We start from the raw sequence: 14,195 nt of genomic DNA, 5'->3' as shown, positions 1-14,195 counted from the left end.
CATTACCGGGTTCGGCGTCCGCGGTCGAACCAGGCCTGTAACAGGCCGATGAGTCCGCCGCCCAGGTGCGCCAGATTGGCCACCGGCCCCAGCACCCCGGCAAAGCCCAGCACCAGCCAGACCACCATGAACACCGCCATGCCGTCCGGCAGACCTATCCCGCGGGCCGGGTTGAGCCGGCCGGACAGCCAGACGTAGGCCAGCAGGGCATAGACCACTCCCGACAGCCCACCGAAGCGCGGCCCGCTGGCCCAGAACTGCATCAGGTTGGGCAACACCGCCGCCACCAGCAACAGCACCAGCAACTTGCCATGGCCCAGCCGCCGCTCCACCATGCCACCCAGATACCACCACCAGAACAGGTTGAATACCAGGTGCATCAGGGAAAAGTGCAGCAGTGCGGGGGTAAAGGCACGCCAGAACTCGGAACCCAGCAGTGACTCCCAACTGGAAGGAAACGCCAGCAACCCGAACATCGGCAAACCGAGCCAGCTCAGGCCATAGATGGCCACGCAGGCGAGCAGCACCAGCATATTGACCGGTCCGGTCCGGCTCAGCACATCACTCAGCCATCCCGGCTGCCGACTGTCTTCGGCAAAATGCACATGGGTGTCGCCCTGGCGCCAGGACGCGTCCTGATAACGGGGATGCAGCGGCTCGGCAATGAAGCGCTTCACCTCCTGCTGGGCCTGCTGATAGCGGGATTCGTTCACCAGCCAGATGCTGACGTTATTGTCATCATCCAGCGTGAGTTCGCATTTGAGGCCGATATCGGCCAGGTAATCCACGAAGGACTGGGCCCGGCGCGGATCATCAAGCACCAGCAGCAATTTCATCAGGGGGTGACCACGGACTGGGTCCGGCGCCAGGCTTCGAAGCCGCCGTCCAGACTGTAGACTTCTTCGAAGCCCTGATTGATCAGGTACTGGGCCGCCCCCTGACTGCTGATGCCGTGATAGCACATCACTACCACCGGGGTGTCGTAGTCGACCTCATTGGTAAAGGACACCAAGGTATCGTTGGTCAGGTGAAAGGCCCCTTCGGCATGAGCCTGGGCGAAAGACTGGGGATCGCGAATATCCACCAGTCGGGCGCGGCCCTCACTCAGCAGGGTGTCGGCCTCGGCCACCGAAATATGGGCAAACTGCTCCATGGGTTACTCCTTGCGTAAATTGAGGCAGTTTACCCAATCTCGGCGGCCTTGGCATCAGGGGTTACCCTAACCGCCGAGATAAGCCTGCCGTACCTGTTCGTTGACCAGCAGGGCGGCACCGGTATCGGCCAGCACCACCCGGCCGTTTTCCAGCACATAGCCCCGATCTGCCAGCTTCAGCGCCTGATTGGCGTTCTGCTCCACCAGAAAGACCGTCATCCCCTTCTCGTCCCGCAGCCGGGCGATGGTTTCGAAGATCTGGGCAATGATGATGGGCGCCAGCCCGAGCGAAGGTTCATCCAGCAGCAACAGCCGCGGCTTGCTCATCAGCGCCCGGCCGATGGCCAGCATCTGTTGCTCGCCGCCAGACATGGTGCCGGCCCGCTGGTTCATCCGCTCCTTCAGCCGGGGGAACATCTGGTAGACCTCCGCCAGCAGCGCCGGATGTTCGCGCTTGTCGACGAAAAAGGCGCCCATGTGCAGGTTTTCTTCCACCGTCAGCCGGGCAAAGATGCGCCTCCCCTCGGGGACGATGGCGATGTCCTTGCGCATGATGGCGGCGGTATCCAGGCTGCCCAGATCCTGACCTTCAAACAGCACTCGCCCCTGAGTGGGCCGGGGTTCGCCGCAGATGGTCATCATCAGGGTGGTCTTGCCGGCGCCATTGGCACCGATCAGGGTGACAATCTCCCCCTGCTTTATTTCGACGGTGACATCTTCCAGCGCCTGGATCTTGCCATAGCTGGCACAAACATTATCCACATGCAGCATGCTCAGGCTTCTCCCAGGTAGGCTTTGATCACATCGGGGTTGTTGCGCACCTGCTCCGGGGTGCCTTCGGCCAGCGGCCGTCCCTGATTGACCACATAGATATAGTCGGAAATGCCCATCACCAGCTTCATGTCGTGTTCAATCAGCAGGATGCTGACCCCTTCGTTATCACGCAAATCACAGATCAACCGATCCAGCTCGCGCGTCTCGTTCGGATTGAGACCCGCCGCCGGCTCGTCCAGCATCAGCAGCTGCGGCCGCGCCGCCATGCAGCGGGCAATTTCCAGCCGCCGCTGCTGGCCATAGGCCAGGTTGTCGGCGGTGCGGTTGGCAAACTCGGTCAGGTTCACCTTTTCCAGCCAGTAATGGGCCCGCGCCAGCCCCTCCCGTTCGGAGCGACGAAAGGCCGGGGTCTTGAGCAGGCCGGACAGAAAGCCGGTGTTCAGATGAAAGTGCTGCGCCACCAGCAGGTTTTCCAGCACCGTCATTTCCTTGAACAGCCGCACATGCTGAAAGGTGCGCACCATACCCAGGCGGGCAATCTTGTGGCCGGGCAACCCCTGTATGGCCTGGCCCTTGAAGTTGACGGTGCCGCCGCTGGGCCGATAGAAACCGGACAGGCAGTTGAACACCGTGGTTTTGCCGGCGCCGTTGGGGCCGATCACCGAGACGATTTGCCGCTCATCCATACTGAGTGCGACCTTGTCGACGGCGACCAGGCCGCCGAAGCGCATGGTCAGATCGGATACATTTAACAGGGCCGTCATGATTTCAGCTCCATGTGGGGTCTGTGCATCGGCAGCAGCCCCTGAGGCCGCCAGATCATCATCAATACCATCAGCAGGCCGAACAGCAGCATGCGGTATTCGTTAAATTCCCGGGTCAGCTCCGGCAATATGGTCATGACGATGGCCGCCAGCACCACGCCAATCTGCGAGCCCATGCCGCCCAGCACTACTATGGCCAGGATGATGGCCGATTCGATAAACACGAAGGACTCGGGGCTGATGAATCCCTGACGAGCGGCGAAGAAGCTGCCGGCAAAGCCGGCGAAGGCGGCGCCGATGGTGAAGGCGCTGAGCTTGACCAGGGTCGGATTCAGGCCCAGCGAGCGGCAGGCGATTTCATCTTCGCGCAGCGCCTCCCAGGCCCGGCCCAGCGGCATGCGTAGCAGTCGATTGATGATGAAGATGGTGAATATCACCAGCAACAGCGCCAACAGGTAGAGGAAAATCACCTTGTGGCCCGAGTTGTACGCGATATCGAAAAACTGGTGGAAGGTGTTGCCGCCCCGCCGCTCGAACTCCAGCCCGAACAGGGTGGGTTTGGGAATGCCGGCGATGCCGTTGGGGCCACCGGTAAGCTCGGTCATGTTGTTGAGCAGAATCCGGATGATCTCACCGAAGCCCAGGGTCACGATGGCCAGATAATCGCCACGCAGACGCAGCACCGGAAAACCGAGCAAAAAGCCGAACAGCGCCGCCATGCCGCCGGAGATCAGCAGGCAGGTCCAGAAATCGAGCCCCAGATAGGCGTTGAGCAGGGCATAGCTGTAGGCACCTACCGCATAGAAAGCGACGTAGCCCAGATCCAGCAACCCGGCCAGGCCCACCACCACGTTCAGCCCCAGCCCCAGCATCACGTAAATCAGGGTCAGGGTGGCCAGATCCACGGCGCCGCGTGACCCCATAAAGGGCCAGATCAGCAAGGTGGCCAACACCAGCACGGTGACGATGCGATACAGCCAGGGCCGCTCTTCCGGTACCGGCAGGGCGAAGCCGCTTTTGCGATCCGACAGATATTGAAAGGGCTTGCGCAACTGGTGCTGAAACAACTGGGCGGCAAACACCAGGCCTGCGCCCAGCAACAGCCATTCCCATGCCGCATCCATGCGGTTGCTCACCACCAGTTTGGTGCCGGCGGTTTCCAGCCGAAAACCAAGTAACCAGCCGGCCAGCAGCAGAAACAGGACGGCGGCAATCAGTGCAGGTTTTAACTTGCTCATACCTTCTCTACCTCCGGTTTACCCAGAATGCCGGTCGGCATGAACAACAACACCGCGATCAGCAGCCCGAAGGAGACCACATCCTTGTATTCGGTACTGAAGTAAGCACCGGTCATGGCTTCGGTCACCCCCAGCAAGAGGCCCCCGAGCACGGCGCCGGGAATACTGCCGATACCGCCCAGAACTGCCGCGGTAAAGGCCTTCAGCCCGGCCATGAAACCGATATAGGGATTGATGACCCCGTAATAGGAGCCCAGCAGCACGCCGGCCACCGCCGCCAGGGCGGCGCCGATGACGAAGGTCAGCGCAATCACCGTGTTGCTGTTGATACCGAGCAGGTTGGCCATTTTCAGGTCTTCGGCACAGGCCCGGCAGGCGCGCCCCATGCGAGAACGGGAAATGAACAACGACAGCAATGTCATGGCCACGAAGGTCACCACGAAGATAATCAGCTGCATATAGGACAGCGAGGCCTGAAAGCCGCTGTCACCAAAGGTCCAGCCGCCGGGGATCAGGCTGGGCATGGCGATATCGCGCGAGCCCTGAGACAGCCGCATCATGTTCTGCAGAAATATGGACATGCCGATGGCGGAGATCAGCGCGATCAGCCGCTTGCTGCCCCGCAGCGGCCGGTAGGCACCCGCTCGATGGAGTAGCCGTAGACGCTGGTCAGGGTGATGCTCACCAGAAAGGCGGCGGTCAGCAGCACCACGGTGCTGTCGATGCCTGCCATCATCAGGCCGGTCATCACCATGAAGGCGGCATAGGCGCCGATCATGTAGACCTCGCCGTGAGCGAAGTTGATCATGCCGATGATGCCATAGACCATGGTGTAACCGATGGCGATCAACGCGTAGGTGCTGCCGATGGTCAGGCCATTGAGCAACTGCTGGATAAAATAAAGAATGGGCTCAGACATACAACCTTTCCTTGTCGTAGAGCGGGAGGGGTGACAGCAATAATATTAAAGCAGATCCAAGCCGGGGAGCTGTCAGCCGGGATGTCATCGGAACAAGGTCCCCCAGCGCCAACATACGGCAAGGGGATCCCTGCCGTGAACATTGGCTCTGGAACGACCTTCTTCCTCGTGACGGAACCGTATCAGCCCCCGGCTTCGGTTACTTCTATAGACGTCAGCAACTTACATCTGAGTGGAAGAGCCGTCCTTGTGCCACTCGAATACGCCGAACTCGAAGCCCAGCAGATCGCCTTTTTCATCCCAGGACAAGGGTCCCATCACGGTGTTCACCGGCTCGGCACGCAGAGCACTGGCCACCGCTTCCGGGTCGGTACCGGCGCGTTTGATGCCCTCGGCAATGGCTTCCACCGCCGCATAGGTGGTCCAGACGAAAGGCCCGGTCGGGTCTTCACCCTTGGCCTGAATGGCTTGCACCACATTGGCGTTGGCCGGATCCAGATCGTACTTCTTGGGCAGAGTCACCAGCAGGCCTTCCGAGGCGTCACCGGCGATGGAGGTGATGTCCTTGTGGCCGACACCCTCGGGTCCCATGAAGCGGGCCTTGAAGCCTTTCTCGGCCGACTGGCGCAGGATCAGCCCCAGTTCGGGGTGATAGCCGCCGTAATAGACGAAATCGACCTTGTCGCGCTGCAGCTTGGCAATCAGGGTAGAGAAATCCTTGTCGCCCGAGGTCACCCCTTCGTAGGCCACCACCTCAACACCCGCTTCTTTCAGCGCATCGCGCACGCTGGAGGCCAAGCCTTCGCCGTACTGTTTCTTGTCGTGGATCACCGCGATACGCTCGGGCTTGACCTGCTCGAGGATATAGCGGGCGGCAGTGGGTCCCTGATCGCTGTCGAGGCCGATGGTACGCATCACGAACTCCAGCTCCCGCTCGGTAATGACCGGGTTGGTCGAGGCCGGCGTTACCATCAAGATGCCTTCGTCGTCATAGACGTCCGAAGCCGGCAGGGTGCTGTCGGAACACAGGTGGCCGACCACAAACTGCACGCCATCGTTCACGACCTTGTTGGCTACCGCCACCGCCTGCTTGGGATCACAGGCATCGTCGTACTCCACCGCTTCCAGGGTGTAATCACCCAGAGTGCCGGATTGGTTGAGCATCTCGATCGCCATGCGGCCCCCGACGAACTGCATGTCACCGTACTGGGCCACGGCCCCGGTTACCGGACCGGCAATGGCCACCTTGACCGTTTCCGCCGAGGCGGCGAAGACGGCACCACAACCCAGAGCGACAGACACCGCCGCCGCAACCGCTTTCTTGTTCCATGTGATCATCTAGAATCCCTCTGTCCAGTTAGGCTTTGCGCCGGAGATGCTCCGGCCTGCTCTTTTTCTAACCTGAGCCTGCGATTTCCACAAGCGAAATGTGCTTCGCATGACACCAGTTATAACCTAAATCCCAGGATTGTGAAGCCTGGCTCGGATCGTCTCGCATTACGCCCGAGTGAACGGTTGGCGATCAAACCAGCAACGCCAGTGCGTAGAGGAGGACAAAGAGATCTGCTCCACCGACCAGCACATGACAGGGATGTCATGTGCTGAGCGTCACATGGATGTGCTCGAGCGAGTCGGCGGAGCGAGCCCTTTGTCCGGGGTTGAGATCACAGTCAAAAAGATCAATTTTTTAAGCCGATAGGTATGAACGTGCAACCAACCCCAGGCCGAATTATCGAAGACCTGGGTACAGGCTGGCATGATGGATTGAGGGGGAGAATATCGGGAGAGGAGTATCGAGGATGGGCGCCTGCATGGCGCCCATCCTCGTAGTGTGATGCTTAGGTCCAGTCGAGGATGACTTTACCGGACTGGCCGGAACGCATGATATCGAAGCCCTGCTGGAAATCGTCGACCTTGAAGTGATGGGTGATGATGGGGCTCAGATCCAGGCCGGACTGGATCAGGCTGGCCATCTTGTACCAAGTTTCGAACATCTCCCGGCCGTAGATGCCCTTGAGCACCAGCCCCTTGAAGATTACCTTGGTCCAGTCGATGGCCATGTCGGACGGCGGAATCCCCAGCATGGCGATTTTGCCGCCGTGGTTCATCTTGTCCAGCATGTCGCGGAACGCCACCGGCACCCCGGACATTTCCAGACCCACATCGAAACCTTCGGTCATGCCCAGCTCGGCCATGACGGTGTCCAGCTTTTCGGTAGCCACGTTCACCGCCCGGGTCACGCCCATCTTGCGCGCCAGCTCCAGCCGGTACTCGTTGACGTCGGTGATCACCACATGGCGGGCACCCACATGACGGGCCACGGCCGCGGCCATGATACCGATGGGGCCGGCACCGGTGATCAGCACGTCTTCACCTACCAGATCGAACGACAGCGCAGTGTGTACCGCGTTGCCGAAGGGGTCGAAGATGGAGGCCAGATCGTCGGATACTTCGTCGGGCAGCTTGAAGGCGTTGAAGGCCGGGATCACCAGATACTCGGCGAAGGCACCTTCACGATTCACGCCCACGCCCACGGTGTTGCGGCACAGATGGGTGCGTCCGGCCCGGCAGTTGCGGCAGTGGCCACAGGTGATATGACCTTCGCCGGAAACCCGGTCGCCTACCGCAAAGCCGCGTACTTCCTGACCCACGGCCACCACTTCGCCCACGTATTCGTGGCCGACCACCATGGACACCGGTATGGTGTTCTGGGACCACTCGTCCCAGTTGTAGATATGAATATCGGTGCCGCAGATGGCAGTCTTGCGGATCTTGATCAGCAGGTCGTTATGGCCCAGTTCGGGCTCGGGCACCTCGGTCATCCAGATACCGGGTTCCGCCTTCAGTTTTGCCAGTGCTTTCATGAAACTGATCTCCTTAAATGATACCCAACTCGCGGCCGACCTCGATAAAGGCGGCGATGGCCTGATCCAACTGTTCGCGGCTGTGGGCCGCCGACATCTGGGTGCGAATGCGGGCCTGGCCCTTGGGCACCACCGGGAAGGAGAAGCCGATGACGTAAATGCCCCGCTCCAGCAGCTTGTCGGACATCTGGGCCGCCAGGGCGGCGTCGCCCAGCATCACCGGAATAATGGCGTGATCCTGCCCGGCCAGGGTAAAGCCGGCGGCGCTCATCTGCTCACGGAAATAGGCGCTGTTTTCCCGCACCTTGTTGCGCAGGCTGTCGCCGTTTTTCAGCATCTCGAGTACCTTGATGGAAGCCGCCACTATGGCCGGCGCCACCGAGTTGGAGAACAGATAAGGCCGTGAACGCTGACGCAGCCAGTCGATCACTTCCTTCTTGCCCGAGGTGTAACCGCCGGAGGCACCACCCAGCGCCTTGCCCAGGGTGCCGGTGATGATGTCGACCCGGCCCATGACGTCGCAGTATTCATGGGTGCCGCGGCCCTGTTCGCCGACGAAGCCGACCGCATGGGAGTCGTCCACCATCACCATGGCATCGTATTTGTCCGCCAGATCGCAGATGGCTCCGAGATTGGCGATAACGCCATCCATCGAGAAGACGCCGTCGGTGGCAATCAGCTTGAAGCGGGCACCGTCGGCATCCGCCTGCTGCAACCGGGCTTCCAGCTCGGCCATGTCGTTATTGGCGTAGCGGTAGCGCTTGGCCTTGCACAGGCGCACGCCGTCGATGATGGAGGCATGGTTGAGCGCATCGGAGATGATGGCATCGTCCGGGCCCAGCAGGGTTTCGAACAGACCGGCGTTGGCATCGAAACAGGAGGTATAGAGAATGGTGTCTTCCATGCCCAGGAAGGCGGACAGGTCGGCTTCCAGCTGCTTGTGCAGATCCTGGGTACCACAGATGAAACGCACCGAGGCCATGCCGAAGCCGTGACTGTCCAGACCCTGCTTGGCCGCGGTGACCAGCTCGGGATGATTGGCCAGTCCCAGATAGTTGTTGGCGCAGAAATTGATGACTTCCCGCTGTCCCACCTCGATGGCGGCATTCTGGGCCGAGGTGATCACCCGCTCCTGCTTGTAGAGCCCCTCGGCTTTGGTTTGCGCTAACTGCTCGGATAAATAAGCATAAAATGTCGATGACATAGTGAACTCCCGCTATCAATCTGACTATCTGGGTTTAATTCAGACCATTTTACTACTTAAAAACCCAAACCTCATAACATATTCTAAACTTCATCCTATTTATGGAAGGGATCACTGCTCGTTGAACCCATCGCCTGATAATGTGCCATGAGTGTCGCCAGCTCGCGTCCCTTCTCCAGATGAAAATAGGGCTTGAGCAACAGCAGCACCCGGGCCACGCCCTGGTACAGTACCGACTGGCTGATGCGCGGGGTCAGCGACTGGGCCAACTGGTAGCTGACCCAGAACGACACCAGCATGCGCAGTACCTCGGTCAGAGGTTCGATCTCTTCATCGGGAATGGCCAGCACCTGCTGGTTGTTCAGCTCCCGCAGCAGCGCCTGCAGGTTCACCGCCAGCTCCTGTTGCACCGCCAGATACTGCTGATGCAGTGCGGGATCCCGCTGCAGGATATCGTTGAGATTGGCGTAGAAGAAACGGAACTCCCACATCACGTAGTAGATGGCGTCCAGATAGTGAAACCATACCGCCGGGCTGGCACTTTCTTGCCCGCTGACCGGTGTGAAGCTTTTGCGAAGATGGTCGGTATATTGCAGGAATATACAGTGAATAATGTCGTTTTTGTTGCGAAAGTGGTAATAAAGATTACCCGGACTGATGCCCAGATGAGCGGCGATATGATTGGTAGTCACGTTCGCCTCCCCCCGCTCGTTAAACAACTGCAGGGCGGCGGCGACAATACGATCCTTGGTTTTCATCCTGTGAACCAAATACTCAATGCCATCACTGAATAGTAACACAGGCCGGCGGGTTAGTTTTCTGCCGCACAAGCATGATAAACTTTCGGCTTAATTCACTTCCTTCAGCCGGACAGCTTCCGGCCAGCAAGAGGCAGACAGCGATGATCATTGTAACTGGCGGCGCCGGCTTTATCGGCAGTAATCTGGTAAAAACCCTGAACGATCAGGGGCGCACCGATGTAGTGGTCATCGACGACCTGACCGATGGCACCAAGTTCGTCAACCTGGTCGACCTGACCATCGCCGACTATCTGGACAAGGACGAATTTCTGCACCGTGTCGTTTCCGGCGACGAGTTCGAGGAGTGGGGCGGCATCGAGGTGATCTTCCATGAAGGTGCCTGCTCGGCCACCACCGAGTGGGACGGCAAGTTCATGATGGAGAACAACTACGAATACTCCAAAGATCTGTTGCACTACTGCCTGGAACGGGACATTCCCTTTATCTATGCCTCTTCTGCCGCCACCTACGGCGGGCGCAACGACAACTTCATCGAAGAGCCGCAATACGAACAACCGCTCAACGTCTACGGCTACTCCAAGCAGCTGTTCGACCAGTATGTACGCCGGCTGATGCCCGAGATCAACTCCCAGGTAGTGGGCCTCAAGTATTTCAACGTCTACGGCCCGCGTGAGCAGCACAAGGGCGGCATGTCCAGCGTGGCCTTCCACCTCAATACCCAGTTGCACAAGGGCGAAAATCCCAAGCTGTTCGAAGGGTGTGACGGTTTTCCCGACGGTGGCCAGATGCGCGATTTCATCTATGTGGAAGACGTGTGCAAGGTCAACCTGTGGTTCTGGCAGAATCCGGAGGTCTCCGGCATCTACAACTGTGGCACCGGCCGGGCCGAGCCCTTCCAGAACGTCGCCGAGGCGGTGATCAAGCATCACGGCAAGGGACAGATAGAATATATCCCCTTCCCCGAGCAACTGAAGGGTCGCTACCAGAGCTTTACCCAGGCGGATCTCACCAAACTGCGCGCCGCCGGCTATCCCCACGACTTCAAAACCGTGGCCGAAGGCGTAAGCGAATACATGGCGTGGCTGAACAAGTAACCACCGGCCCGAAACGGAAGACCGCATGAACATATTGATGGCGCTGTCCCAGCTGGAAGTGACTGGGGCCGAAGTCTATGCCACCACGGTGGGTGACGAACTCAATCGGCGCGGACACCAGGTGTTTTACGTTTCCGACACCCTGACCAAACCGCATCAGGGCGAGTATTTCAAGCTGCGCTTCAACAAGCGCAGTATCCCCCGCCGGTTCTGGCATGTGGGCTACCTGATCTATCTGATAAAGAAGCACCGCATTCAGCTGGTGCATGCCCACAGCCGAGCCTCCAGCTGGAGCTGCCATGTGGCCTGCAAGCTCACCGGCACCCCGATGATCACCTCGGTTCACGGCCGCCAGCCGGTGCATGCCTCGCGCAAGAAATTCCATGCCCTGGGCGACCGGGCGCTGGCGGTATGCGAGGCGGTACGGGATCAGCTGATCAGCAGCTTGGGGGTCGCGCCCGAGCTGATTGCCATCGGCCGTAACGGCATCGATACCGAGCAGTATCGGCCCGTACCGGTACCGAACAACGACCAGCCGGTGATCAGCATCATAGGTCGGCTCACCGGCCCCAAGGGCGACTTGTGCTACCGGCTGCTGGACGAGTGCCTGGATCTGGAAAAATACCGGGTGCAGATCGCCTCGGGTTCGCAAATCCCGGAACGGTTCGAGCGTTTCAAAGATCAGGCTAACTTTCTGGGCTATGTGCAGGATGTGCCGGCCCTGATGGCGACCTCGGATCTGGTGATCGGCGCCGGCCGGGTAGCCATGGAATCCATCCTGATGGAACGCCCGGTGTTTGCCGTGGGCGAAGCGCAGGCACCCGGCCTGGTTACCGCCGACAACCTGGATGCGACCATGGCGAGCAACTTCGGCGATATCGGGCCAAAGGATCTGGATATCGACTTCGCCGCCCTGCCCGCCCGGATTGCTGCCGCCCTGAATATTGACTACGATGCCACCGCTCTGGCCGCACGGGTAAGGGCGAGCTACGACCTGACAGCCGTAGCCGACCAGCTGGAGCAACATTACCAGAGCGTTTACGTGCACCGACTGCGCCGGGAAGTGCCCATCATCATGTATCACCGCTTCATCAGGGACGACAGCGAAAAAGGCGTACATGGCACCTATATGCACGTAAACATGCTGGAAAAGCACTTCAAACTGCTCAAGCGGCTGGGCTTTGAGACCCTCACCTTCGCCGATCTGGCCGAGCGAGGCATGGCCAGCCGGCTGGAGTCCGGCAAGAAGTACATCATCATCACCGTCGACGATGGTTATAAAGACAACTACGAGCTGCTGTTTCCGCTGCTGAAAAAATACGGCTTCAAGTCGGTGATTTACATGGTGACCGGCGAGCAGTTCAACCGCTGGGACGTGGAAAGCCCGGACAACCCGGAAAAACGGGTAGAGCTGATGAGCCCGGCCCAGATCAGGGAAATGGCCGACTCCGGTCTGGTGGAATTTGGTGGTCACACCCTGACCCACCCCCACCTGAACACCCTGGATAAAGACGCCCAGCACCACGAAATGGCCGAAAACAAGGCACAGCTGGAACAACTGCTGGACCAGAAACTGTCCTCCTTCGCCTACCCGTTTGGCAGCCATAATCAGGACAGCAAAGAGTTAGCCCAAGAACTGGGCTACCCTTTTGCCGTCGCCACCAACAGCGGCCCCCTGGCCATGCACGAAGATCCCTACCAGATCCGCCGCATCGCCATCTTCCCCCGTACCGATGTGTTCGGCCTGTGGCGGAAGATCAGGGGGAGTTATGTATTCAGGAAGACTAAGGCCTGATTATATGCACCTAAGCTCCATTCAAATGCAGACAGCTGTCACCTCTGATATGACATATTAGGAATATTTATGAATATTGTTTTTTCTACCACCAGACAATGGAACCCCGGTGATGAGTTTATTTTCATGGGTTGTATGAACCTACTATCCCATCATATAAATGATTTTAATCCCATCATATATAACAGAAATCCGCAGACACGAAGGGCAAGAAAGGTAGATATAGTAAAAGCTATCGATAATTTTCTGGGAAAGGATTTCATCGAAAAATTCCTAGATAATTCCGTCAAAGACAGATTCCCGATGGATTATGCCGACATGGTTGTCTTTGCCGGCTCTCCTGAATGGCGCGGCCGAAGGATGAAAAAACTTTATGACTCAGTAATCGAGTTCAATATTCCGACCATATTTCTGGGATTGGGTACCAGTGGTAAATTTTCATTTACCGACGAACATTTCACCAAGACTGAACAGGAAGTGTTCAAAAGCGCATTACTAATAACCACCAGAGATGCTAATACATTAGAAGGCCTAAAACCTGTTACAGCATATCAGCTCCCTTGCCCTGCCTTATTTTCAAGTAAAGAATCAAGAACAGTAAAGTCAGTCAAGAAAATCGGGCTCATGTATGGTACAAACAGTGCCGTCGCCTGTAACAACGTATCCAATGAAACTTACATTTACATGATGGAGATGTATAGGAATATTCTTAAAGATTTTGGTGAGGAATATGAATTTGAATTTGTCTCTCATTATATAGATGAATTATCATCTTTCAAAAAAGACTTCGAAAATCATAAATTGCGCTATTCTTATGATGCGAAAGACTACTTGGAAATTTATAAACAGTATGACCTTGTAATTGGCTATCGCGTTCACGGAATAGGTATTTCAGCGTCGATGGGTATTCCTGGCATCATGTTTGCCCATGATGAAAGAGCTGTCACGGTGAAAGGGTTTGGTGCCGAACTGGTCAGTGTCGGCACTGATTATCAGGAACTGAAAACTCTGATAAAAAATACCATCAAAGAAATTGAAGGTAAAAGTACAAAACTCCAAGATCATAAAAAATCAACGATGAAAAAATATTTATCACTATTTAATGAAAAAATAAAATAACTAATAACAGGTGTGTCTTCATTCGGCACACCTGCCAAACTAATTGTATACCTATCTATTGCACATTAAATAACTGATCCTAATAGTGCTACATTTTGGCTGTTCCGTAACGACTCCCAGGAAATGGCGAAACGGTATCCATAAAATGTCTGACTCGCTTCAGCAGCGATACCATGCTGTAGCACTGGTGATTGCGGGTTACCGTCTCATGCAGCTTGTGCCAAAGCAGCTCTATCTTGTTAATCCAGGGTGAGTAGACCGGCTGGAAGATCAGGATGAACTTGGGATTATCTGCCAGCCAACTTTGCACCAGACGGCTCTTGTGGATCACGTAATTATCCAAGATTAGCGTGATGTTCCGAGCTCGTCGGTAGCGTCGACGCAAGGCTTCCAGCAACGAGATAAACAGGGCTGAGTTCTTTTTGTGACCAGCAACATAGGTTACCTTGCCCGTCGTCGCATGCAGGGCTCCGGCCAGATAGTGCTTTTCGTTGATACCCGGTGTGACGA

At 57.4% G+C, this 14,195-nt stretch carries 13 protein-coding genes and 1 pseudogene; 3 read left to right on the top strand and 11 right to left on the bottom strand.

Going from position 1 to position 14,195, the window contains the following annotated elements:
- Positions 1-2: 2 nt before the first annotated feature.
- The 10 genes and pseudogenes from glpG to BFR47_RS08475 all read right to left on the bottom strand — a co-directional run bounded on the left by glpG (position 3) and on the right by BFR47_RS08475 (position 9,674).
- Entirely contained in the window at positions 3-836 is an 834-nt protein-coding gene (gene glpG, locus BFR47_RS08520; RefSeq protein ID WP_071472664.1) for a rhomboid family intramembrane serine protease GlpG, read from the bottom strand.
- Positions 836-1,153, bottom strand: coding sequence for a thiosulfate sulfurtransferase GlpE (glpE, locus tag BFR47_RS08515; RefSeq protein ID WP_071472663.1), 318 nt, complete (start codon positions 1,151-1,153; stop codon positions 836-838). The genes glpG and glpE overlap by 1 nt, the downstream gene beginning before the upstream one ends.
- 66 nt (positions 1,154-1,219) lie before the next feature.
- Positions 1,220-1,924, bottom strand: a complete 705-nt coding sequence (locus BFR47_RS08510) for an ABC transporter ATP-binding protein (RefSeq protein ID WP_071472662.1) — start codon at positions 1,922-1,924, stop codon at positions 1,220-1,222.
- Between the two features lie 2 nt (positions 1,925-1,926).
- Entirely contained in the window at positions 1,927-2,691 is a 765-nt protein-coding gene (gene livG, locus BFR47_RS08505) for a high-affinity branched-chain amino acid ABC transporter ATP-binding protein LivG (RefSeq protein WP_071472661.1), read from the bottom strand.
- A complete protein-coding gene (locus BFR47_RS08500) occupies positions 2,688-3,929 on the bottom strand; it encodes a high-affinity branched-chain amino acid ABC transporter permease LivM (RefSeq protein ID WP_071472660.1) in 1,242 nt (413 codons plus the stop codon). Before BFR47_RS08500 ends, livG begins: the two co-directional genes overlap by 4 nt.
- A pseudogene (gene livH / locus BFR47_RS08495) lies at positions 3,926-4,848 on the bottom strand (high-affinity branched-chain amino acid ABC transporter permease LivH). The gene BFR47_RS08500 and the pseudogene livH overlap by 4 nt, the downstream one beginning before the upstream one ends.
- Positions 4,849-5,070: 222 nt before the next feature.
- Complete coding sequence (locus tag BFR47_RS08490) at positions 5,071-6,186, bottom strand: branched-chain amino acid ABC transporter substrate-binding protein (protein WP_071472659.1); 1,116 nt, start codon at positions 6,184-6,186, stop codon at positions 5,071-5,073.
- Positions 6,187-6,686: 500 nt separating this feature from the next.
- A complete protein-coding gene (gene tdh / locus BFR47_RS08485) occupies positions 6,687-7,712 on the bottom strand; it encodes an L-threonine 3-dehydrogenase (RefSeq protein WP_071472658.1) in 1,026 nt (341 codons plus the stop codon).
- 13 nt (positions 7,713-7,725) lie between these two features.
- Positions 7,726-8,916 (bottom strand): glycine C-acetyltransferase, encoded by a 1,191-nt coding sequence (locus BFR47_RS08480; RefSeq protein WP_071472657.1) that lies wholly within the window; start codon positions 8,914-8,916, stop codon positions 7,726-7,728.
- 95 nt (positions 8,917-9,011) lie between these two features.
- Positions 9,012-9,674 carry a TetR/AcrR family transcriptional regulator gene (locus BFR47_RS08475; RefSeq protein ID WP_071472656.1) on the bottom strand — a complete coding sequence of 221 codons (663 nt, stop codon included), beginning with the start codon at positions 9,672-9,674 and terminating at the stop codon, positions 9,012-9,014.
- A gap of 143 nt (positions 9,675-9,817) precedes the next feature.
- On the opposite strand from BFR47_RS08475, the gene rfaD reads away from it, so the two are divergent.
- The 3 genes from rfaD (at position 9,818) to BFR47_RS08460 (ending at position 13,685) form a co-directional block, all read left to right on the top strand.
- Positions 9,818-10,771: an ADP-glyceromanno-heptose 6-epimerase gene (gene rfaD, locus BFR47_RS08470; RefSeq protein WP_071472655.1), complete on the top strand. Its 954-nt coding sequence runs from the start codon at positions 9,818-9,820 to the stop codon at positions 10,769-10,771.
- A 25-nt stretch (positions 10,772-10,796) separates the two neighbouring features.
- Complete coding sequence (locus BFR47_RS08465; protein ID WP_071472654.1) at positions 10,797-12,566, top strand: bifunctional glycosyltransferase family 4 protein/polysaccharide deacetylase; 1,770 nt, start codon at positions 10,797-10,799, stop codon at positions 12,564-12,566.
- A 69-nt stretch (positions 12,567-12,635) separates the two neighbouring features.
- Entirely contained in the window at positions 12,636-13,685 is a 1,050-nt protein-coding gene (locus tag BFR47_RS08460) for a polysaccharide pyruvyl transferase family protein (protein ID WP_071472653.1), read from the top strand.
- Positions 13,686-13,773: 88 nt separating this feature from the next.
- On the opposite strand, the gene BFR47_RS08455 is transcribed toward BFR47_RS08460, so the two are convergent.
- Positions 13,774-14,195 (bottom strand): IS630 family transposase (locus BFR47_RS08455; protein WP_139215096.1); only part of this gene is annotated, 422 nt, incomplete at its 5' end.

It is taken from the genome of Oceanisphaera psychrotolerans (assembly GCF_001870485.1).
GTDB classification, from domain to species: domain Bacteria; phylum Pseudomonadota; class Gammaproteobacteria; order Enterobacterales; family Aeromonadaceae; genus Oceanimonas; species Oceanimonas psychrotolerans.
This window is presented reverse-complemented; position numbering and strand designations above follow the sequence as displayed.